This is a genomic window from Paenibacillus sp. B01, from assembly GCF_009649995.1.
Taxonomy (GTDB): Bacteria; Bacillota; Bacilli; order Paenibacillales; family Paenibacillaceae; genus Paenibacillus_O; species Paenibacillus_O pasadenensis.
The window spans coordinates 2313085-2334024 of the sequence record NZ_CP045802.1; the positions used below are offsets into that span (position 1 = coordinate 2313085).

Annotated in this window: 22 protein-coding genes and 1 pseudogene; 21 read left to right on the top strand and 2 right to left on the bottom strand. The window is 50.2% G+C overall.

The window, feature by feature from the left end:
* Window positions 1–195: 195 nt before the first annotated feature.
* The 14 genes and pseudogenes from GE073_RS09870 to GE073_RS09935 all read left to right on the top strand — a co-directional run bounded on the left by GE073_RS09870 (window position 196) and on the right by GE073_RS09935 (window position 12386).
* Window positions 196–1553, top strand: a pseudogene (locus GE073_RS09870) (transposase).
* A 329-nt stretch (window positions 1554–1882) separates the two neighbouring features.
* Window positions 1883–3061, top strand: coding sequence for an IS110 family RNA-guided transposase (locus GE073_RS09875; RefSeq protein WP_153783386.1), 1179 nt, complete (start codon window positions 1883–1885; stop codon window positions 3059–3061).
* A gap of 250 nt (window positions 3062–3311) precedes the next feature.
* The gene (locus GE073_RS09880) at window positions 3312–3599 is read left to right on the top strand and encodes a hypothetical protein (RefSeq protein ID WP_153783387.1); all 288 of its coding nucleotides are present in this window, start codon (window positions 3312–3314) and stop codon (window positions 3597–3599) included.
* Window positions 3600–3619: 20 nt separating this feature from the next.
* Window positions 3620–4570, top strand: a complete 951-nt coding sequence (locus GE073_RS09885; protein WP_153783388.1) for a DUF3991 and TOPRIM domain-containing protein — start codon at window positions 3620–3622, stop codon at window positions 4568–4570.
* A gap of 160 nt (window positions 4571–4730) precedes the next feature.
* Window positions 4731–5021, top strand: a complete 291-nt coding sequence (locus GE073_RS09890) for a type II toxin-antitoxin system Phd/YefM family antitoxin (protein WP_029197863.1) — start codon at window positions 4731–4733, stop codon at window positions 5019–5021.
* Window positions 4999–5316 carry a type II toxin-antitoxin system RelE/ParE family toxin gene (locus tag GE073_RS09895; RefSeq protein ID WP_153783389.1) on the top strand — a complete coding sequence of 106 codons (318 nt, stop codon included), beginning with the start codon at window positions 4999–5001 and terminating at the stop codon, window positions 5314–5316. Before GE073_RS09890 ends, GE073_RS09895 begins: the two co-directional genes overlap by 23 nt.
* A gap of 298 nt (window positions 5317–5614) precedes the next feature.
* A complete protein-coding gene (locus tag GE073_RS09900) occupies window positions 5615–5977 on the top strand; it encodes a plasmid mobilization protein (RefSeq protein ID WP_153783390.1) in 363 nt (120 codons plus the stop codon).
* Between the two features lie 14 nt (window positions 5978–5991).
* Window positions 5992–7383, top strand: coding sequence for a relaxase/mobilization nuclease domain-containing protein (locus GE073_RS09905; RefSeq protein ID WP_153783391.1), 1392 nt, complete (start codon window positions 5992–5994; stop codon window positions 7381–7383).
* Window positions 7325–8287: a PcfB family protein gene (locus GE073_RS09910; protein WP_153783392.1), complete on the top strand. Its 963-nt coding sequence runs from the start codon at window positions 7325–7327 to the stop codon at window positions 8285–8287. The genes GE073_RS09905 and GE073_RS09910 overlap by 59 nt, the downstream gene beginning before the upstream one ends.
* Window positions 8284–9186 (top strand): hypothetical protein, encoded by a 903-nt coding sequence (locus tag GE073_RS09915; RefSeq protein ID WP_153783393.1) that lies wholly within the window; start codon window positions 8284–8286, stop codon window positions 9184–9186. Before GE073_RS09910 ends, GE073_RS09915 begins: the two co-directional genes overlap by 4 nt.
* A 40-nt stretch (window positions 9187–9226) precedes the next feature.
* Window positions 9227–9418 (top strand): hypothetical protein, encoded by a 192-nt coding sequence (locus GE073_RS09920; protein WP_021877380.1) that lies wholly within the window; start codon window positions 9227–9229, stop codon window positions 9416–9418.
* Window positions 9405–11174 carry a VirD4-like conjugal transfer protein, CD1115 family gene (locus tag GE073_RS09925; protein WP_048743973.1) on the top strand — a complete coding sequence of 590 codons (1770 nt, stop codon included), beginning with the start codon at window positions 9405–9407 and terminating at the stop codon, window positions 11172–11174. Before GE073_RS09920 ends, GE073_RS09925 begins: the two co-directional genes overlap by 14 nt.
* Window positions 11174–11479 carry a hypothetical protein gene (locus tag GE073_RS09930; protein ID WP_043111276.1) on the top strand — a complete coding sequence of 102 codons (306 nt, stop codon included), beginning with the start codon at window positions 11174–11176 and terminating at the stop codon, window positions 11477–11479. The genes GE073_RS09925 and GE073_RS09930 overlap by 1 nt, the downstream gene beginning before the upstream one ends.
* 130 nt (window positions 11480–11609) lie before the next feature.
* A complete protein-coding gene (locus GE073_RS09935; RefSeq protein WP_048744050.1) occupies window positions 11610–12386 on the top strand; it encodes a VirB6/TrbL-like conjugal transfer protein, CD1112 family in 777 nt (258 codons plus the stop codon).
* Between the two features lie 21 nt (window positions 12387–12407).
* On the opposite strand, the gene GE073_RS09940 is transcribed toward GE073_RS09935, so the two are convergent.
* Window positions 12408–12743: a helix-turn-helix domain-containing protein gene (locus GE073_RS09940; RefSeq protein ID WP_036684668.1), complete on the bottom strand. Its 336-nt coding sequence runs from the start codon at window positions 12741–12743 to the stop codon at window positions 12408–12410.
* A gap of 164 nt (window positions 12744–12907) precedes the next feature.
* On the opposite strand from GE073_RS09940, the gene GE073_RS09945 reads away from it, so the two are divergent.
* From GE073_RS09945 to GE073_RS09965, 5 genes are all read left to right on the top strand, one after another.
* Window positions 12908–13093, top strand: a complete 186-nt coding sequence (locus GE073_RS09945; protein WP_021877385.1) for a hypothetical protein — start codon at window positions 12908–12910, stop codon at window positions 13091–13093.
* Window positions 13094–13117: 24 nt separating this feature from the next.
* On the top strand, window positions 13118–13447 hold the full coding sequence (locus GE073_RS09950; RefSeq protein WP_021877386.1) for a hypothetical protein: 330 nt from the start codon (window positions 13118–13120) through the stop codon (window positions 13445–13447).
* A gap of 24 nt (window positions 13448–13471) precedes the next feature.
* A complete protein-coding gene (locus GE073_RS09955) occupies window positions 13472–13837 on the top strand; it encodes a PrgI family protein (protein WP_049867107.1) in 366 nt (121 codons plus the stop codon).
* Window positions 13830–16160 carry a VirB4-like conjugal transfer ATPase, CD1110 family gene (locus GE073_RS09960; protein ID WP_021877388.1) on the top strand — a complete coding sequence of 777 codons (2331 nt, stop codon included), beginning with the start codon at window positions 13830–13832 and terminating at the stop codon, window positions 16158–16160. The genes GE073_RS09955 and GE073_RS09960 overlap by 8 nt, the downstream gene beginning before the upstream one ends.
* Before the next feature lie 202 nt (window positions 16161–16362).
* Window positions 16363–17067, top strand: a complete 705-nt coding sequence (locus GE073_RS09965) for a recombinase family protein (protein WP_407945017.1) — start codon at window positions 16363–16365, stop codon at window positions 17065–17067.
* Window positions 17068–17083: 16 nt separating this feature from the next.
* Here the strand turns inward: GE073_RS09965 and GE073_RS09970 are convergent, their stop codons facing one another.
* Window positions 17084–18760: a multicopper oxidase family protein gene (locus GE073_RS09970; RefSeq protein ID WP_021877391.1), complete on the bottom strand. Its 1677-nt coding sequence runs from the start codon at window positions 18758–18760 to the stop codon at window positions 17084–17086.
* Between the two features lie 68 nt (window positions 18761–18828).
* On the opposite strand from GE073_RS09970, the gene GE073_RS09975 reads away from it, so the two are divergent.
* Together GE073_RS09975 and GE073_RS09980 are read left to right on the top strand one after the other, a co-directional pair.
* Complete coding sequence (locus GE073_RS09975; RefSeq protein ID WP_228551418.1) at window positions 18829–19188, top strand: DUF1259 domain-containing protein; 360 nt, start codon at window positions 18829–18831, stop codon at window positions 19186–19188.
* A 282-nt stretch (window positions 19189–19470) separates the two neighbouring features.
* A complete protein-coding gene (locus GE073_RS09980; RefSeq protein ID WP_049867109.1) occupies window positions 19471–20895 on the top strand; it encodes an MFS transporter in 1425 nt (474 codons plus the stop codon).
* The last annotated feature ends 45 nt before the right edge of the window (window positions 20896–20940 follow it).

Sequence of the window (20940 nt, forward strand, 5' to 3'; positions counted from 1 at the left end):
TATAGGCGTTACATGAAAAATGGGCGCTTGCACATAATAACTCAACTTTCGCAGAGCAAAAACTAGCCTAAATCCTTGCAGCCACAGGGCTACTAAGCAATCAGATACATGGCTTGCAAAATAGAAAAACACCGCTTCGTTTGGTAAAGTGAAAGTGCGAGCAATCACTATCAAACAGAAGAGGTGTCTTCCATCATGATAGACCATCAGCCCGATCTTAATCAACTGCCAAACGAATTAAAGTCTGCTTTTCAAGAACTGAACGTCATGAAACATCTTCGACAAGCTGGGTTGCGCAAGCGATTTGGTTTCAGCTGTGCCCGACTGTTCCAACTCGTCTTTGTCCTGTTGTTTCATCAAAAGAACTGGTTTCGTCTGCTCGAGAGCAGCAAGGGAGAATCGTTTCCCGGCAAAGATGCGGTGTATCGCTTCCTCAATCATGCCGGCTTTGCCTGGCGTCGCTTTCTGACATCACTCAGTGTCGCCACGGTACGGAAGGTCAGCACTCTTACGTCTGTCGACCGGGACACCGTCTTCATCGTTGACGATTCGATGTTCGAACGCAATCGCAGCAAGGCTGTTGAGTTGCTCGCCCGATTCAAAGATCATGCCACCGGCGCTTATTACAAAGGATTTCGTATGCTCACCATGGGCTGGTCCGACGGGCATACCTTCTTGCCGCTCGACTTCGCGCTGCTCAGTTCAAGCAAGTCTGCCATCAACGGCATGAGCGAGAACATCGACAAACGATCGCACGGCTACAAGCGCCGTCAGGAATCGCTCCGATCGGCTCCGCAGGTCATTGCGTCCATGCTGGATCGCGCTTTGGCAGCAGGGCGACCGCCTCCTACGTCTTGATGGACAGCTGGTTTACGCATGCGCCTCTCATTGGCGAAGTCATTGCCCGCGGGCTCGACGTGATCGGCATGGTCAAGAATGACAATAAGCGTTTCCTGGTTCAAGGCCGGAAGCTGTCGCTCAAAGAACTGTACGCGGCAGCGTTTCCTGTGGTGAGCAACAAGCGTGGCATTCTCCGCTGCATTCGAACCGAGCTTGCCCCAGACATTCCGGTTCGCGTGGTGTTCGTTCGTCATCGTACGAAGAAGAATGAATGGCTCGCTATTTTGACGACAGACCTTTCCCTTTCCGTAGAGGACGTGATCCGCATCTACGCGATTCGCTGGGACATTGAGGTCTTCTTCAAGTGCACCAAATCACTGCTTCGTTTGCAAAAAGAGTTTCAAGGCCGCTCCTATGATTTGCTGATCAGCCATACGACGCTTGTGTTTTCGCGCTACATCCTGCTGGCTTGGCAGCATCGGCAAAGCACCGATGCGCGCTCCTTCGGAGGCTTGTTTTATTTGCTATGCGACGAAGTCGGTACGCTCGATTGGGCGGTTGCCTTACAACAATTGCTCGATCTCATCAACGAAATTGCCACGAAGGCCGGCAAAAAGCTTTCGGCTCTGATACAGCGTCAACTCCAGCAATGGATTGCCGTTTTGCCCAGTTACATCAAGGCTTGTTTGCCGATTTCATGCTGCGAAAGTTGAGTTAGTGATTTATCTTTCGTGCTTTTCGACTAAAACCGGATACATTATTTTAGAAAGCTTGTTGCGCTTCATCGAGCGGCAGGCTTTTCGTATTATCAGGTCAACCAGTCTTTTCTGGTTGGCCTTTCTTTATGGTCGTTTTACGATGGCGGTAGCCGGGAGAACGTCAGGCTTTTAGGGGCAAAAGTGGACCTCGCCGAAAAAACTGTTCTCCCACTATCCCCAATGACCATGTTTGAGCTGGTAGAGGCGTAGACCTCGCATCACAAGCGAAGCTATGGGTTTGGAACCATCGTGGGAGTGCCGGCAAATAATTAATGGAGGTTGCTATGGAGCCAGTTGTAGGTGTAGATGTAGCAAAGGGATCAAGTGTTGTACAAGCGTTCCTGAGACGAAACGAGCCTTACGGGAAATTGGAGAGTATCCCGCATGAGGAATGCGGGTTTGAACGTTTAGGGGAGCTTCTTGCTGGGCTGCAGACAGTCACAAAGACCGATCCAATCGTTGTGCTTGAAGCGACAGGCCACTATCACCGTGGACTTGCGGCTTATCTAGAGCGTAGTGGATGGACGTATTTCATCGTCAATCCATTACAGTCGAAACGGGCGAAAGGGACACAGTTACGTAAGGTGAAAACGGACGCTGCGGATGCCTGGCATTTGGCGGATATGTATTACCGAGGAGATGTTACTGCACACCGTATATGGGATGAGACGTACACGGAGCTTCAACACGTAACCAGACAGCATGAATTTGTAACGGGGATGTTCATACAAGCAAAATTGAATACGAGAGCTCTGTTAGATCAGGTTTTTCCGGCCTACGAAAAGGTTTTTCGTGATCTGTTCTCTGTCACATCCCTAAAGGTGCTGGCCCGTTGTCTGGAGGGCAATTTCGAGAATAATGTGGAAGCAATTCGGGAAGACACGGGGAAGTCCCACTCTAGGCGGTGGGCTGAAGAAAAAGCGGAGCGACTAGGGGAAGTTCTGCTTCACTGGCGCGACCAACCAAGAAGTCGTTCCCAAACCGTTACTTTGAGCGGAATGGTCTCATTACTGCTTGCGTTCTCCGAGCAACTAAGCGAATTAGAGAAGCAAATGAACGAGATTGCAGCGGCTCTTCCAGAAGTGGAACTGGTGAAAAGCATACCAGGCATAGGGGATAAACTTGCCGCCGCAATCGTTGCTGAAATCGGCGACGCAAGACAATTTAAAGACGCAAATCAACTTGTCGCTTTCGCCGGCTTGGACCCGGGAATATTCAGCTCGGGGAAATTTACGGCTACGAGTTCGCGAATTACAAAACGCGGATCCAAGAGGCTTCGTCGTGCTTTGTATTTAGCAGTACAGTGCGGTATTCGTGGAAGTATTAACGCTAAGATACGTAATTATTATGACAGGAAAAGAATAGAGGGCAAGCCTTACAAGGTGGTCGTGATCGCTTGCGCCAACAAGCTTCTCCATCACATCTTTGCCATCCTTAGCAAGAGCCAGCCCTACAGCACATAAACCCATATTTACCCATAATCCTTCCGCCAAGAAGGATTATTTGCTATGCAATAAATTCAGTGTACCACAATCTCTTTGAAATCCAAGCTGAAAAGCTTGACAAACATTAGCTGGTTTTGTTGTTTGGGAAATTACGACTTCGATGCGCAGCATTTCACAGGTCGAATATAGCCCCACTATTAAATTGATAAATTACAGACGAAATGGACTCCGACTTCGGGGTCCTTTTCGCATTTCCGGAGGAATGAACATGATGTATGCCATCCCAAGCGGCGGCGGATGCTTTTGCCCGATTCTACCGCCTTTTTGTTACGGAACTAGCCCGACCGAGGAGGGAGAAACCGTGCCAACATTGGAGTTGATATCCAAAGAGAAGAACGCATTTGGCGACATGTATTATTACATTCGTGATTCGAACGGGGTGACCAGTCAAGTTTATGAAGGCGATTTAGACGCATTCATGAAAAAGAATGGCGCTACGGAGTTGAAGGAAAGCAGAGCTTATCTGTATCCCAAAAAGCGGGGTAAGGCACGATGAACGGGAGAGGAGCTACGGCAATGAGTTATGTAAGCAGGGATCAGATCGAACGTGCGAAAAGTCTGGATTTACTCACGTATTTGCAAATGTGGGAGCCCGCAGAACTGGTACGTTGCTCTCGCAATGTCTATACTACCCGGACACACGACAGTTTGAAAATTTCCAACGGTAAATGGTACTGGTGGTCAAGGGGGATCGGCGGACGCTCGGCGCTGGACTATTTGATCAAAGTGCGGGGTTTGTCTTTTTCCGATGCGGTACTGCAAATCGAAGGAGCTGATTCGGGTAGCGCACCTACATTTACGCAATCTTTGCAACAACGCTTTTCTCCTGCGCGGTTTGAGCTTCCCGAACCGAATCATACATCGCATCGCGTCATGGCCTATCTCAGCAAACGCGGTATCCATCGCACGTTGATAGACTACTGTCTCGAAACGGGGCGATTGTATGAAAGTAGACGCAACCACAATGCGGTATTCGTCGGTTTTGACCAGGAAGGGACGCCGCGCTATGCGGCGATACGAGGTACGACAAGTACCCGTTATATGGGGGAAGCCGCTGGGAGCGACAAGCGGTTTTCGTTTTCTATTCCGGCCTTGGGAAACGGTACGGAACTGCATCTATTTGAGAGCGCCATTGATCTTTTATCCTTCTGTACGCTGGAACATCTCGCCGACCGGGATTGGCGGCAGGCGCATAAGCTGTCGCTGGCCGGAATATATAGGCCCAAGACAGAGGGGGAAGACCCTACTCCCCCGGCTGCCCTAATGCAGTACTTGCAGTGCTTTCCCCAGGTGAATCGACTTGTCCTGCACTTGGACAATGATGATCCAGGGCGAATGGCGGCAGCCACGATACAGAGGCTCCTCTCCCCCGCCCTTCTTATATCCGATGAGCCGCCTAAGTACGGAAAGGATGTAAACAACGATTTGATGGAATCCCGAAGAAGATATGGGGAACCATCCCGATAGCGGTGGATGTCGATAGGGTCTGATATTGTGCACCAGGAAATGTGATTCTCACTGATGTGGATGGGATGTAGATAAATTGGGGGTAAGCACAGCTCATTGATTGCATAGCATGTAATAGGTATAATAAAATCAATAAACAGCTATACAAGGAGTGAGCTAGATGATAATCAAGCCTTCCGCCAGTATCCGGCAAAACTATAATGAAATCGCCGATCTATGCAAATCTTCCGGGGAACCGATTTATCTGACCAAGAACGGTGAAGGAGATCTTGTCGTGATGGACATTGAGACGTTCTCCCGTCGCGAGCGGATGTTAAAGCTGCGCGAAGAACTGCTCGCTGTTCAAGAGGATCGTTTGGTGGGCCGAGTTGGTGTGACGCCGGATGAACTGGACACTTACCTAGAGGGCATTATTGACGAGGTTCAGCATGGAAAAGATGCCCCGTTATAAGATCATCGTTTCCGATCGCGCACGCCAGATGCTGGCGGCTCATGTGCGATTTCTTGCGGAGAACAGTCCTGATGCGGCGCGAAAAACGAAGAACGAATTGCTGCATGCGATACGTTCCTTAGTGCAAATGCCGGAACGCTATCCTTTTCTGGAAGCGGAATTTATCCCGTCAAACAAGTATCACAAGATGTTCGTGGAAAAATGGTATCTGGTGTTGTATCAAATTCAGGATGAAATCGTGTATGTCGATTTCATTGTAGACTGCCGCCAGGATTACCGTTGGTTGGTAAGATAACAAAAATGTTCTGAGGAAGACGCTGAGTGGATCGGCGTCTTTTTGTTGTTTCGGGGGTCCCCTCTTTTTCCCGGCAGGTGCCTTCAGGGCGACGCGAGACGAATGTCTCGTGTTGCAGCAAGCACTGAATTTGGTCTCCCAAATTCGCTTGTTAGGGGCAAGCCCCTAATACCCCTATCTCAACAGCACACTGTTTTATCAAGAATATAGGTTTCAACAAGGATCGGTATTTTCAGAAACGCCAGAAACCATTTAGCGTTTCATTCGGGCTATTTCCTTTGAAGAAGGAAGTGAACATATGAGAAGACGAGCGATTCGCATTCAGGTATGGGTGAACAATGATGAAAACGCAAGACTTCAGTCGAGTGCGAAAAAATCGGGACTTTCACAGGAGGGTTATATTCGATCTCTGATTAATGGCTATGTTCCGAAGGCGATGCCGCCACAAGACTATTTCGCGATGATGCGCGAGCTTCACGCCATCGGCAATAACCTTAACCAACTCGCAGCGAAGGCCCATGCGACAGGTCATCTGGATCGAGCGGCTTTTCAGCAGGAAGCAGACCACTTGCGCCGCGCCGTCCAGCAGATTCAACAAGCCGTGACCGCACCGGAACTGAGAAACGAGCTACAAGGAAATTCTAACGTACATCCACCGTAAAGGGGACAGCGCACATGGCGACAACCGCAATATGGGACGTTACCGACCGCCTCAAGCGTGTGCTGGATTACGCCACCAATCCTGATAAGACCGATCAAGCGCGTGTAGCGCATGATGATTTACAGCAGGTGCTCGCTTATACCAGCGCGGATGCCAAAACGGAAAAACAGCTTTACGTGAGCGGGATCAATTGCGATCCGCTTACCGCTTACGAGCAAATGCAGCGAACCAAACGACAATTTCAAAAGACTGATGGCATTGTGGCTTTTCACGGGTATCAGGCGTTTGCACCGGGCGAAACGACGCCGGAGGTGGCACATGCCATTGGCATCAAACTGGCGCAGGAGCTATGGGGGGAGCGCTTTGAAGTCGTTGTATCAACCCATTTGGACAAGGAGCACTTGCACAATCATTTCGTACTTAATGCGGTGTCGTTCCTGGACGGTAAACGCTACTACGATAACAAAGCCTCTTACGCGCTGATGCGGCAAACATCCGATCGACTTTGCCGGGAGCATGCCTTATCGGTCATCGAGCAGCCGGAACCGGGTAAGGCCAAGCATTACGGTGAGTGGCGAGCGGAACAGGAAAGCAAGCCGACTTGGCGCGGCTTGATACGCGAGGACATCGACGCCGCTATCGCCGCTGCCATGACGATGACGCAATTTTTCGCGATCCTTCAGAAGCAGGGTTATGAAATGAAGTCGAACGTCAAGCATTTGGCGGTACGCCCGCCGGGCAAAGAGCGGTTTGTTCGATTGCGCAGTCTTGGCGACGATTACACGGAGCATGCGATAAAAGAGCGTATTCTGCAAAACCAGTTACCGCAGCGTCAGCCACCGATGCCGTTGCCGCGGCGCAGACGAGCCGTCATCGTTCGCAGTACCCTGCATATCGGACGTAGATTTAGCGGTCTGCAAGCCTTGTATCTGCGGTACTTATTCAAGATGGGGATTCTGCCTCATTCCCGCGCGTCCCTCAAACGGACGTCTTTTTTATTGCGCGAAGACTTACGATATCTGACGGCCATCACGGAGCAAACCAAGCTGTTATGCCGTCATCGAATTTCCAATACGGATCAATTGACGGGTTATCTTGACGGGCTGCAAACGGAATTGCGACAAGGATACGGCTCCCGCAAAATGCTGTACAACCGGCTTCGCCGCTGTCAGCTTCCCGAGCAAATCGAGTCGTATAAATCGCAAATTGCCGAACTTTCCCGTCAGCTTGCGAAGCTCCGAAAGGAGGTGAGGCTTTGTACGGGCGTTCTTGCCCGATCCGACGAACTGGCAAACAAGCTGCAACGTAACGAGGAAGACCAATCGACACGAAGGGAGGCCAATGTCCATGAGCAGCGGAACGGAGGCGGCCGATCAGGTCGTCAGCATGAGTCTTCGTGGCATTGAAGTCATGGCGAAAATTTCCGGCGAAGGCGCGAAGCATCTGGCCGTTTATTTGTTCGCCGCCCTGCAAGGGCAAAAACGAACAAGAGGCCGCATTCGTTTGGAAAGCTTGCTGCGCAGCGGTAAGGAACTGAAGGTATTTGCAGTACGAAATGAAGACTTGCCGACGTTTTGCAAAGAAGCGAAGCGGTATGGTGTCCTCTATTGCGCGCTGCGTGACAAGAAAAATGTGGACGGGCTTTGCGACGTCATGGTACGGGCCGAGGATGCGTCCAAGATCAACCGAATAGTTGAACGCTTCAAGCTGGCGACCGTAGATACGGCCAGCATCAAGCAGGAGATTGTGAAATCCCGCAGCGAGAAGCAGTCGGTCGAGCGTGAAGGGGCGGCGCAACCACCGGAGCAACATGCCGGGACACCCGAAGAAGGAGCCAACGAGTCGCCAGCTTCAAATGAGGGAGCGGTAGTGAGCGAAGATTTTTTGGACGATTTGTTGGGAAAGCCCGAGCCGGCGGCGGAGGTGCAGCCGGTAAACGAGCAGCAGGGAACCGATCAACCGGCGGCCGAGGCGTGGGAGGTCGAGCGAACGGAACCGGAGCGTCCGCTTCCCCTCCCGCCGACACAGGAGGAGAGGACAACGGAACCATCCTCTCCGTCCGCGCCTACCTCCGAGCGCAGCGCGGCATACGAAAGGGTTACGATTGACCCTGAAAAGCCGAAGGAAAAAGTGTCCGTCCGCCAATTGCTGCGTGAAATTCGGGAGGAAAACCGGGCGGCAGAGAGCAGACGGCGGCAGCAGGTGCAGGAACCGTCGTTGCCTAAGCGCAGAGATCGCGGGAACTCGGCATCCGGCAGTAAAGCATCCGTTCCGATGGCCGGGAGTCAAAAGCGAGGGAAATCGAAATGAGCGAACTGGACGAGTTATTCCAGCCCCAAGTCACGACGGCCTCCGGTCAGCGTGAGCAGCCGTTCGACAAAGAAGCGTGGGCGCAAAAAAAGCAAGAACTGCGGCAGTGGACGTATGAGACGATTGATACTGCCACAGCCGCCATTGCGCAAAACGGCGAACAATTTCAGCATTATCTGGACGTACAAAGCCGTTTTGATCTCTACAGCGTCGCGAATGCGCTGCTTATTTTCGCGCAGCGCCCGGATGCCACTCGCATTGCTGATTTTGATAGCTGGAAAGAACAAGGCGTCTATATCCGTCGCAAGGAATCCGGATTTTACATCTTGGAGCCAGGCGAGGAATACAAGCGAGAAGATGGGAGTACCGCAATCAGCTACAACCCCAAGAAGATGTTCGATGTTGCGCAAACAACCGCACCGAAAAAGGAATCGCCGATCTACCCGGATGACCGCACGCGCATCAAGGCATTGATGGACCGCTCACCTGTTACGATTACGATTGGAGATGCCTTGCCTGCGGAGGTTCATGCGCTCTATCAGCCGGATACGCGAAACATCGTGATACGTCACGGGCTTGGGGCCAGTGACATTTTTCGGGCGCTCGCACAGGAGTTGGCGCATGCGGAGATTGATCGCGGCCATAACGACTACAGCCGCTCCCATTACAATTTCCAAGCTTATTGCGCTGCGTATATGCTTTGCAAAAAGTTCGGCGTCGAGACGGCTTCTTTCCGCTTCGGCCAGGTTCACGAACGGCTCAAGGAGTTGGAGCCGCAGCATATTCGCGCCGAGCTGACGGTGATGAAGGATGCGGCACACGACATTTCCCGTCGTATACACCGTATGCTGGCCCAGCAGCGACAGCAGCAACCGAATCGCAGCGATTCCATCCGCTAGTCGTGGCATGCTTTTCATTTTTCTGTTGGGAGGAGTGGCGATGAAAGAGGAAGAACGCATCCTGAGAATGGATCATTACGAGCATGGCATTGTCATCAACGCCTTGAATGCGCTCCGCAACGACTTGATCGGCCAGCAGCGGCCGACCGATCCTGTTGACGATTTACTGCTCAAAGCGATTGACGCTCCCTATCAAAAAATAAAGCGCCGGAGTCATCATGCGGCGCGCTGAAACCGCAAGGAGTAATCTTTTACTCTTTGCGGTTTTTTTTATTCCGGTCGTGTGGGCGGCGCTGCTTGCCGCCCCCGCTTTGTCAAAGGGATTACCGGCACTTCTGCTGTATCTCAGCGAGGCGATTAACAATCCCTTCCAGATTCAATGGGTCGAGGATACGCCGCGAAGCTTGTTGCTGTTCACGTTGATTTATGGGATTTCGGTCGGCATCTACTTGGCGTCCCCGCGCAACTATCGGCGGCGCGAAGAGCATGGCAGCGCACGATGGGGCAAGGCCGGACGGATAAATGCCAAGTATCGCGACAAGCAACCGGAACAAAATAAGATTCTGACGCAGCAGGTACGCATCGGCTTGGATGGCCGCAAGCATCGCCGGAACCTGAATGTTCTTGTCGTCGGCGGTTCCGGGTCCGGCAAAACGCGGTTTTACGCCAAGCCGAACGTTATGCAGGCGCATACGTCCTTTGTCGTGCTCGATCCCAAGGGCGAAATTTTGCGCGATACCGGGCATCTACTCAAGTCCGAAGGCTATGACATCAAGGTGCTGGATCTCATCAATCAACACCGTTCGCATGGCTACAATCCATTCGCCTATTTGCAAGACGACAAGGATGTTCTCAAGCTGGTCACCAATCTGATCCGCAATACGACACCGAAGGGCAGCAATACCAACGATCCCTTTTGGGAGCGATCCGAGACCGCCTTGCTGGAAGCGCTCGTGCTATACCTCCTATATGAAGCACCGCCCGAGGAGCAAAACTTCCCAATGGTCATGGAAATGATCGCGGCTGCGGAGGTGCGGGAGGAGGACGAAACGTACCAAAGCCCGCTCGATGAACTATTCGAGCGGCTGGCCATGCGCGATCCGGAACACCTTGCCGTCAAGCAGTACAACATTTTCAAGCTGGCGGCGGGCAAGACGGCCAAGTCCATTTTAATTGGCCTCGGCGTTCGATTGGAGAAGTTCAATTTGCATACGATTGCGGGGATGAGCATGGTCGACGAAATGGAATTGCCCGTTATGGGGGAGAAGAAGACGGCGATGTTTGCCGTCATTCCCGATAACGACAGCAGCTTCAACTTCATTGTCGGCATGCTCTACACGCAGCTTTTTCAATGCTTGATGTACGAGGCGGACTATCGGCATGGCGGACGCCTGCCGGTTCATGTTCACTTTGTCATGGACGAGTTCGCCAATGTAGCGCTTCCCGACGAATTTGACAAGCTGCTCTCCACGATGCGCAGCCGGGAAATTTCCGTTTCTATCATTTTGCAAAATTTAGCGCAACTCAAGGCGCTGTACAAGGATGCGTGGGAATCGATTGTGGGCAACTGCGACGAATTTTTGTACTTGGGCGGCAACGAACAGTCTACCCACAAATACGTCTCGGAGCTGCTTGGCAAGGAAACGATTGATACCAATACCTACGGCCAGAGTAAGGGGAGAAACGGCAGCTACTCGATCAACTACCAGCAATCAGGCCGCGAATTGCTCACACCAGACGAGGTGAGGTTGCTGGATAACCGCTTTTGCCTGCTCTTTATCCGTGGCGAACATCCAGTCCAGGACGACAAATATGATTTGCTCAGGCATCCTCATGTCTCGCTCACGACGGATGGTAACGGTCTTCCCTATCAGCATGGCGGCACGGAACACGCTTTGGACTGGCAATCCGTGTTCCTTCATGCAGACGGGGATTATGAACTTCTTTCGGAAGAAGAAGTAGAGTCGCTATTTTTACGAAGGGAATGATGAACTTGAAAATGAAAACGAAACGGCTGCTGGCCCTGTACATCGTGCTGATCTTAACGGGAACTGTATTCGTCTCCACTGCTTATGCAGAGGGCGATCCGATGACGACAGTCAACAACCTGTCTACTTTTATCTTCGGTTTAATCCGTGCGATTGGCATGATTATTCTCGGTTTCGGCATTGTTCAAATTGGATTGTCGCTAAAATCCCATGACCCTTCTCAGCGCGCAAACGGGTTTCTGACGCTCGCCGGAGGGGTCATTATTACGTTTACGAAGGAAATTCTTACCCTGATTGCCGGATGAGCCTGAAGCTTTGCATGAAGGGGGGCGGACGTTTCGTCTGTTCCCCGTTTACGGAAGGGGTGAGCATGTGTCAAAAAACAGTTGGGTGATCGACAACCTCGAAAATGCCTTGGATACCTGGAACGATAAGATGAATGAAATCTGGAGCCTCGTTACGCAATCGCCAGCGGATTTTAAGGGTGGGGGCGTTTGGCGTGTCATCACAGATATTCACGGTGCGTTGCAGGCGACGGGACTGGCGCTTCTGGTCTTGTTTTTTGTGATTGGCGTGGTGAAGTCGACCGGCAGTTTTGCGGAAGTGAAAAGGCCGGAGATGGCCGTCAAGCTGTTTATCCGCTTTGTGCTCGCCAAGGCGGTCGTAACCTATGGTCTGGAGTTGATGATGGCTCTCTTTACGATTGTACAGGGGATCATCTCAACGATGATGGGACGCTCCGGGTTTGGAACGACAGAGGCTATGGCCTTGCCGGATACGGTAGCGCAAGCGATTGAAGACGTTGGCTTCTGGCAAAGCATTCCGCTGTGGATCGTCACCATTCTCGGCAGTTTGTTCATTACGGTGCTATCCTTTGTGATGATCCTTTCGGTGTACGGGCGCTTTTTCCGTATCTATTTGTATACGGCAATAGCCCCCGTTCCGCTGTCCGCATTTGCGGGGGAGCCAAGCCAAAATATCGGCAAGTCGTTCCTGAAAGGATACGCGGCAGCGTGTCTGGAAGGCGCGATTATTGTACTGGCGTGTATCATTTATTCCGCCTTTGCTACCGCTCCTCCAGCCGTCGATTCTAGTGCGGGCGCGGTTACGATGGTGTGGACGTATATCGGGGAACTCATTTTCAACATGCTCGTTCTTGTCGGTACGGTGAAGATGGCAGATCGTATCGTGCGCGAAATGATGGGACTGTAATCACCTTGTGAATGATGGGAGTTATCGGATTGCGGTCAAAAATAGCTTCAATAGCGCCAGAGCATCCTTGCGCTGCTTCTCTGTGCATTGATTGAGCGCAGCCATAATCAATGCCGTTTCATCGTAAGGTGTGGCGCTCTCCTCTTGACCCAGGAGCAATTCATTAGGAGAAAGCTTGAGCAAATTGCAAATACTGAACATCGTTTCAATGGACATCCCGGCTTTACCTCGTTCAATATCGGCGCAAAATCTTGGGACCCGTCCAACTCGTTCAGCCAGTTGTTCACGAGAAATTTCCAATGCCTCTCGTTGCTTCCGAATGCGTTGCCCCACCTTCTTTTTATCGTAACCAATCATCAAGCGTCACCTCTTTACAGGGGTTGAGTTTATAACTCCCATTATGGAGGAGTACACAATTGACATAAATGAGATTAAAACTTACCATCGAAGTAGTCTTCTAACATACACCGTGTTTCATTCAAAAATGTCGGCTCTCACAATAAAAACGGGAGGATGGATAAATGAACGAATTGTTAAGAGAGCTGGAAGAGGAGCGGCGAAAGCTGAATTCGCTTGGTGAACAGTTAATAAAGCAATCCATTTCTTTATCCGGCCATCAAGCATTTCAAGAGCAAAGTCAGAAGGTCGATCAGCTAGTAGCCTGCTATCATCACATGAAAGCCAAGCAGAAGCAGCGGGTAAGGTAAAAGAGTTGTGGGGGGAAGCAGGTAATGGAAATTCCACCGTGGTTTCGAACAGCTATTCAAGGTCGATTGGACTACGTTTCTGCACGATTCGAGCATCATCCTGATCTCAAGCGTGTTCGTGCTGAAGAAAAGAAGGCTTTTCAAGTCTTGTTTGTTGGTATGGATATTGGTCGTATGCCTGAATTTGAAGCTTGGGAGGACAGACATCATTTTAAACAATCGATTATCAATGAGTGGTTATATTTGCAAGGGATGAAGGATGGCTTTCAGCTTGCTGTGGAACTATTGAGCAATCCTGTGCCATTTGATGACGACACACTGTTCAAACCTGAAAGCAACGAGCCTGAGGCGTAGACTGCTCATCCGGGAGGGATAAAAGTGGAAGTGAAAATCAACCGGGAAATCCGGGATTATACGGAAAGCTTGTTCTTCGGACTGTCCTTGCGGCAGTTCTTTTTTTCTGTTCTGGCGGTCGCAGCGGCAATTGGACTGTATTTCGGGCTGCGCAGTCATTTCGGACTGGAAACGCTCAGTTGGATGTGCATATTGGGGGCAGCTCCCTGCGCCGCGCTCGGATTTATCTGCTATCACGGTATGACGGCGGAGCAACTATTGTGGGCGTATGTGAAGTCGGAGTTTCTGATGCCAAGACGGCTTGTCTTCCGCTCGACCAACATATACTACGAAGCGCTGAAAGGAAGCCTGCACAAGTGTGAGCAAGAAAGGATGAAGCGCAATGATTAAGACGCTCAGGCGCACCATGAAGCAGGACAAGGAACGGTCTGTTATTCCCAAAAGCGTACAACAAGCGATCCCGATCCGCGCCATCTGGCCGGACGGGATTTTTGCTGTCGGCAACAAATTCTCGAAGTCGTTCCGTTTCGCGGACATCAACTACGCTGTCGCATCGAGAGAGGACAAGGAGACGATGTTCCTTTCCTACTCCGAATTGCTTAATTCTTTTGACAGCGGCGCGACGACGAAGATTACGATTCACAATCGGCGGCTGAATCAGGCAGATGTGGAACGTTCCATTCTTATTCCGCTCCAGCACGACGGGCTGGATGTGTATCGGCAGGAGTACAACGACATGTTGCTTGGCAAAGCGACGGATGGCAACACCAATGGGACGATTCAAGAGAAATACATCACCATCTCCGTGGTTAAAAAGAACGTGGATGAAGCTCGCCATTACTTCGCGCGGGTCGGCACGGAGTTGACGGCGCATTTCTCTCGTCTCGGCTCGAAATGTACCGAGCTTGATGCGACTGACCGCCTGCGCATTCTGCATGACTTCTTCCGGATTGGCGAGGAAGCCGATTTTCGCTTCGACATGCAGGAGATGATGCGCAAGGGACACGATTTCAAAGATTACATTTGCCCGGACACCTTCGAGTTTGCCAAAGATCATTTTCGGATGGGCGAATACTACGGTCGGGTCATCTTTCTGCGTGATTACGCCAGCTACATCAAGGACAGCATGGTAGCCGAACTGTGCGACTTGAACCGCAACTTGCTGCTGTCGCTCGATGTGATCCCGATTCCGACCGACGAAGCTGTCCGTGAAGTGGAGAATCGACTGCTCGGCGTGGAAACGAACATTACGAATTGGCAGCGACGGCAAAATCGCAACAACAACTTTTCTGCTGTCATCCCTTACGACATGGAGCAGCAGCGCAAAGAGAGCAAGGAATTTCTTAGCGACCTGACCACACGCGACCAGCGGATGATGTTTGGACTACTTACGATGGTGCATGTCGCGGACAGCAAAGAACAACTCGATAGCGATACGGAGACATTGCTCACTACGGCCCGCAAGCATTTGTGCCAGTTTTCCACGCTCTCCTATCAGCAAATGGACGGTTTGAACACGGTGCTGCCGTATGGGCTGCGAAAGGTTCATGCTTTGCGGACGCTCACGACTGAAAGTACGGCTGTCTTTATCCCGTTTCGAGCGCAGGAGATCATGCATCCAGACGGCATTTATTACGGCCAAAACGTCATCAGCAAAAATATGATCGTCGCCAATCGAAAGCAACTGCTTAATGGAAACAGTTTTATCCTTGGCGTATCCGGTTCCGGTAAAAGCTTCGCCGCGAAACGGGAAATCGTCAACCAGATATTGGCGAGCGATGACGACATTATTCTGATTGACCCGGAGCGGGAGTATTCCGCTCTGGTAAATGCGCTGGGTGGCGAGACGATTCATATATCTGCTACTTCGTCGAACCATATCAATGCAATGGATATGAACCGGGATTATGGCGACGGAGCCAATCCGATCATTCTTAAATCGGAATTCGTCCAGTCGTTGTGCGAGCAGTTGATCGGAGGACATCAACTTGGAGCCAAGGAGAAGTCGCTCATCGATCGCTGTACCGCCGCTGTGTACCGCAAGTATTTGCGGAGCAACTATAAGGGACAGCCGCCGACATTGCAGGATTTTCGCGCGGAGCTGCTCAAGCAAGCAGAACCGGAGGCGCAGGACATCGCGCTGGCCATTGAATTATTTACTTCCGGTAGTCTGAATACGTTCGCCCAATCGACCAACGTCAACGTCCACAATCGGCTGATTTGCTACGATATTCTCGACTTGGGCAAGCAGCTTCTTCCCATCGGCATGCTGGTCGTACTCGACAACATCTTGAATCGGATTACGCAAAATCGCGCCAGAGGCAAGAATACGTTTATCTTTATTGATGAAATCTACCTTCTGTTCCAGCACGAATATAGCGCCAACTTTCTTTTCACGCTCTGGAAGCGTGTCCGAAAGTATGGCGCTTTTTGCACAGGGATTACGCAAAATGTGGACGATCTGCTGCAAAGCCATACAGCCCGCACCATGCTCGCAAACAGTGAATTCATCGTCATGCTGAATCAGGCAAGCACCGACCGGATGGAGCTTGCCGAGTTGCTCAACATTTCGGATCTGCAACTGTCTTACATTACGAATGTTGACGCCGGGAATGGTCTGATGAAGGTCGGCAGCTCCCTCGTACCGTTTACCGACAAGTTCCCGCGGCACACGAAACTGTATGGCCTAATGACAACGAAGCCCGGAGAGTAATGGATAAACAGCAGTAGGCGGCTGATCGCAAACAGGATCAGCCGCTTAAGCACTAATATACATCTCTCATGGACTCTTCACCAGTAAATCTTGGCTGTTAGGAAACTTACAATGTTCTGCCGAGCATTCGCATTCCATAGTTTCTGTCACTTCTTTACAAAACATTAATGGGTAGTTTATCCAATTCATCATTTCAAATTGCATGCTTTTTGATACATATTTTTTTGCTCTGTTTATACGTATCAAAATGTATCGGGTATCGGCAAAAGACCAAAATCCGGAACGGCAGCTCGTCAAGTTCCGGGAGCTGGGCGTTGATGAAAGATACATATTTGTTGACAAGCAGAGCGGCAAGGATTTTGAGCGGCCGCGCTATCAGGCAATGCGTCTGATGATTAGAGAGGGCGACCTGGTTTACCTGGATGCGCTGGATCGGCTGGGCCGAGATTACGACGGCATAATTGCCGAATGGAAAGCCATTACACGAGAGATCGGCGCAGACATCGTATGTCTGGATAACGAAACGCTGTTCGATTCCAAAAAGTTCAAACAAATGGGTGATTTCGGCAAAGTCATGGAGGACCAGTTTTTAAGCCTGCTGGCATATGTGGCCGAGCAGGAACGGAAAAAGAATCGGCAGCGGCAGGCGGAAGGGATCGAAGTTGCCCGAGCGGATGGCGTAACGTTCGGGAGGCCAAGGCAGGAAATTGACGATAAGTTTATCCGGACATACCGGGAATGGAGAGCAGGGCAAATCACGGCAACCGAGGCTATGCGAAGAATTGGTATGAAAAAACCGACGTTTTACCGGCGGGTGAGGGAGTATGAGGGAGCAAATGGACAGAACAAGCAATCGCCCGTTGCTTCAAAGGACGATGCAGAGAATGGGAATCAGGGGATGGCTTGAAGCCATCCCCTGGTCATTATTCCGGTTTATTCCCTGCATTCGGGTCTGCAACAAAATTTGTCTTATAGTCTGTATATTTCAGCTCCGTTACCATGCCGGCAGAAGCATGATGCAGATCATGACAATGGAACATCCAGTTCCCTTCATTATTTGCTTCGAATGCGACAACGTATTCTTCGCCCGGCTTCAAATTCAACGTATCCTTTATGATTGGAGATCCTTCAAGCGGTTTCCCGTTCTTGCTTAGCACTTGAAAGAAGTGACCGTGCAAGTGCATCGGATGGTCGTCAGTTTTCGAGTTATTGACAAGGCGAACCTTGACGGTATCTCCTTTTTTGACGTTTATCGGTTCGGTTTCCGGAAACGTTTTTCTGTTTATGGTGTAGACCATTTCGCCGTTTTTCATTTCGGTGTTCAAATTCATCGTGTATTCCAAATTATACTTCTGATCTAACTTAAAGTTGGCTTTGCCCACTTGGCCGTAACGGCTCATATCGACAGCCGTCAGCTTCTCTGCTTCATTCGCTTTGTCGGAACCGGCGGGAGCTCCTTCATAAGCAATCGTGGCTTTCATCCCTTTAACAGCAGCTTTGTCGCCGTGGTCCTCGATCAACCATTGGCCCGGATTGCTGGCGACAAATTCAATATCGTAACGCTCTCCTGGAGCAATACTTACGACATTATCATTCAGGATACCTGGATTGTTTATAGGTTGTCCGTCGGTAGCAATAACTTTGAATTCATGTCCGTGCAAATGAATTTGATGAGACAGAAAGCCCGCATTAATCAAACGGATTCGAACTTTATCTCCTTCCTTAACAGGGAGCTGATCTACCAGCGAACCGGATTTTCCATTTATGGTATACAGATCGTACATGCTCATATCGTGTCCCATATTCATGGAACTATTATCGGTATTGGTCGACGCTTTGTTTTCGTTCCCCATATTCATCGTACTGTGATCCATGCCCGACAAATTGCCAGACATGTTCATGCTGGATTTATTGTCTTTGCCATCCGAACTGCCCATATTCATTTTGCTATGATCCATTTCCGACATGTTGCCTCCGGACATATTCATGCCGGACATTTCTCCGGAGCTCATCCATTCATCGAGGACAAGTGTATAATCACGGTCAACGTCGGTACCTTCTTTCGGTTCAACGATGAATGCCCCATATAATCCGCGATCCAATTGATTCACACTATCCTGATGGGAGTGGTACCAATAGGTGCCAGGGACATCTGCTTTAAACTCGTACGTAAACGACTGACCTGGTTGAACGGCATTTTGCGTTACGCCCGGAATGCCGTCCATAGCGTTGGGTACAGGAACGCCGTGCCAGTGAATGGTGACTGGCTCGGGCAACTGATTTTTCAGATTGACTTTTATCGTATCTCCTTGCTTAACCCGAATTTGTGGACCAGGAACGGAATTGTTGAATGTCCAAACCGGCAACGTTTTTCCAGGAGCAATTTCCTGATTGCTTTGGGAGGCAGTCAAATTAAATTCTTTTCCTGTTAATACAACGGACTTTTCTGTTTGAGTATTTGTCGTCTTCGCAGTCTCCTTTGTTCCCTCCATATTCATTTTCGAGTGATCCATTCCGCTCATCGAACCGGAACAACCAGCCAATACAACAGATAAAGCTCCGACTGCAATTATACTTTTGAGCTTCCAGCTAAGCTTCATTCATATTCATTCCTTTCTGTATCTGAACTTCCTATAGATCAATCATAGCCGAAGCCTATGTAGAACTTTTGAAGAAGCGAGAAGGAGTTCGCAGAGACAGGTTTATTTCTTTATACTTCAGTACACCGATTTGTGAAGGTAGGCATAAGCTGATAAAAAGATACGCGAGGCTTGCTCCTCATTCCATGTGGTCCTTTGAATCAATGGATTTACAAGGAAGGACCTTAAACTTGGGGGAAACGGCACTTCTTCAGGATGAAGTTTATCCGTTTACCTGGAATTTGCAAAAAAACGGAATCATGTTATCCACCTTGCATAATCACTGGTTAATGAACAATCCAAATCTAGTTTATGCGCATTATACTTCTGTTGAAGAGACGCTTTCTTTTGCAAGGAAGGTGGCAGAAGGCTACAAGGTGTTGCAGTAATTTGATAATTAATGTTCGGAATTAGGAAGATAACGTTTTCCCGGGCGCGTGAAGGAGTAGTCAGTCTTAAAAACATAGTGTTCGGAATTTTGAAGGCCGGCGAAGATATATAATTGCGAAGAGGCAACTCCTACGTTAGGGGCTGTCTTTTTTCAATTTGCGTGAACAAAAATCGCTTACAAAATCTTCTTGACAAATAGGGTAGGGGGCTATACTATTTTATCGAAGGTGGTCAGTGCACTGACCAAACCAATTCAAAATTTCAGCAAGGAGGAAATCAAAATGTCAACGCAAGCAAATGTAATTGCAGCGCCGGATGCACGAAGATGGAGAGCCTTATTTTTGCTTTGTCTCGCACAATTCATGGTGATTATGGATACATCCATTATCGGGGTGGCGCTTCCGGCTATAAAGGAAGCGCTCGGCTATTCTCAAGATAACCTGCAGTGGATATTCAACGCATATGTTATATTCCTGGGGGGCCTTATGCTCCTTGGCGGACGCCTATCTGATCTGTTTGGCCAGCGAAGAATGTTTATGCTGGGCTTTCTCATTCTTTCCATGGCGTCTTTGCTGGCCGGTCTTGCCTGGTCGGAGGCAGCGATGAATACCGGTAGAGCCCTGCAGGGGCTAGGATCGGCGTTCATTTTGCCAGCCGCGCTGACGATTGTGATGATTTTATTCAGTCATAACCCGAAAGAACTGAATAAGGCGCTCGGTTTTTGGGGAGCCTCAGCGGCAGCTGGTGGTACGGCGGGAGTGTTTCTTGGCGGTGTCATTACCGAGTGGCTCAGCTGGAACTGGACATTCCTCATCAATATCCCGGTAGGGATATTCGCATTGATTTATAGCATGAGGGTTCTTCCAGCCGGAGTTCGTCAGAAGGGGAGCGTTGATGTTATCGGCGCGCTGGCGATCACAGCGGCGCTTGTGCTCGCTGTTTATGCTATTGTTACGGCGGAGCAAGTTGGCTGGGGATCCGTTCAGACGATTACCTTGCTTCTTATTGCCGCATTGCTGTTATTCGTATTCTTTGTGATTCAAAAAGTAAAGAGAGAGCCCCTTATACCGCTTGGCATATTTGCCGCGCCGAACTTACTTGTCGGCAACATTGCTTTTGGCCTGCTGGCGGGTGCGTGGATTCCGTTATGGTTTTTCTTGAATTTGTATTTGCAGCAAGTATTGCGGTTCTCAGCATTTGCTGGCGGCGTAGCTCTTGTCCCGATGACGGTTCTAGTCATGGTTGTCATGATCGGATTAACGGGGCGTTTAGTCGGACGATTTGGTTTTAAAAGCATTCTGGTTATCGGGCTTCTTGTTCTGGCAGGCTCTCTGTTCCTGTTAGCTGGCTATACGCCGATCAACGGGAACTTTGTGGCCAATGTGCTTCCGGCATCTTTGCTGGGCGCACTGGGAATGGCGCTTGCCTTCATCCCCGGCACTATTGCTTCGATGTCAGGGGCGAAGCCAGAAGAAACGGGCCTCGCATCAGGGATCGCCAATACAAGCTATCAGATCGGTTCTGCGATTGGTCTTGCCATCATGTCTGCGGTGGCAGCCTCCTGGACAGGCGGGCAGCTTGAGCAAGGGGCAGAGCAAATTGCCGCACTGAATACCGGCTTCCATGCGGCGTTTATCGGCGCGGCAATAGCCGCAGTCGCAGGCGCGTTCATTGCGCTACTTTTCTTACGGAAACCGAAGCAATAAGAATTTGACGATGACGATTCAGCTTCGGCTGGGTCGTTTTTTGTT

Coding starts and splice junctions, on each gene's coding strand:
- GE073_RS09875 (WP_153783386.1), top strand. CDS start 1,883: ATGGAGCCAGTTGTAGGTGTAGATGTAGCAAAGGGATCAAGTGTTGTA.
- GE073_RS09880 (WP_153783387.1), top strand. CDS start 3,312: ATGATGTATGCCATCCCAAGCGGCGGCGGATGCTTTTGCCCGATTCTA.
- GE073_RS09885 (WP_153783388.1), top strand. CDS start 3,620: ATGAGTTATGTAAGCAGGGATCAGATCGAACGTGCGAAAAGTCTGGAT.
- GE073_RS09890 (WP_029197863.1), top strand. CDS start 4,731: ATGATAATCAAGCCTTCCGCCAGTATCCGGCAAAACTATAATGAAATC.
- GE073_RS09895 (WP_153783389.1), top strand. CDS start 4,999: ATGGAAAAGATGCCCCGTTATAAGATCATCGTTTCCGATCGCGCACGC.
- GE073_RS09900 (WP_153783390.1), top strand. CDS start 5,615: ATGAGAAGACGAGCGATTCGCATTCAGGTATGGGTGAACAATGATGAA.
- GE073_RS09905 (WP_153783391.1), top strand. CDS start 5,992: ATGGCGACAACCGCAATATGGGACGTTACCGACCGCCTCAAGCGTGTG.
- GE073_RS09910 (WP_153783392.1), top strand. CDS start 7,325: ATGAGCAGCGGAACGGAGGCGGCCGATCAGGTCGTCAGCATGAGTCTT.
- GE073_RS09915 (WP_153783393.1), top strand. CDS start 8,284: ATGAGCGAACTGGACGAGTTATTCCAGCCCCAAGTCACGACGGCCTCC.
- GE073_RS09920 (WP_021877380.1), top strand. CDS start 9,227: ATGAAAGAGGAAGAACGCATCCTGAGAATGGATCATTACGAGCATGGC.
- GE073_RS09925 (WP_048743973.1), top strand. CDS start 9,405: ATGCGGCGCGCTGAAACCGCAAGGAGTAATCTTTTACTCTTTGCGGTT.
- GE073_RS09930 (WP_043111276.1), top strand. CDS start 11,174: ATGAACTTGAAAATGAAAACGAAACGGCTGCTGGCCCTGTACATCGTG.
- GE073_RS09935 (WP_048744050.1), top strand. CDS start 11,610: ATGAATGAAATCTGGAGCCTCGTTACGCAATCGCCAGCGGATTTTAAG.
- GE073_RS09940 (WP_036684668.1), bottom strand. CDS start 12,743: ATGATTGGTTACGATAAAAAGAAGGTGGGGCAACGCATTCGGAAGCAA.
- GE073_RS09945 (WP_021877385.1), top strand. CDS start 12,908: ATGAACGAATTGTTAAGAGAGCTGGAAGAGGAGCGGCGAAAGCTGAAT.
- GE073_RS09950 (WP_021877386.1), top strand. CDS start 13,118: ATGGAAATTCCACCGTGGTTTCGAACAGCTATTCAAGGTCGATTGGAC.
- GE073_RS09960 (WP_021877388.1), top strand. CDS start 13,830: ATGATTAAGACGCTCAGGCGCACCATGAAGCAGGACAAGGAACGGTCT.
- GE073_RS09965 (WP_407945017.1), top strand. CDS start 16,363: ATGCTTTTTGATACATATTTTTTTGCTCTGTTTATACGTATCAAAATG.
- GE073_RS09970 (WP_021877391.1), bottom strand. CDS start 18,760: ATGAAGCTTAGCTGGAAGCTCAAAAGTATAATTGCAGTCGGAGCTTTA.
- GE073_RS09980 (WP_049867109.1), top strand. CDS start 19,471: ATGTCAACGCAAGCAAATGTAATTGCAGCGCCGGATGCACGAAGATGG.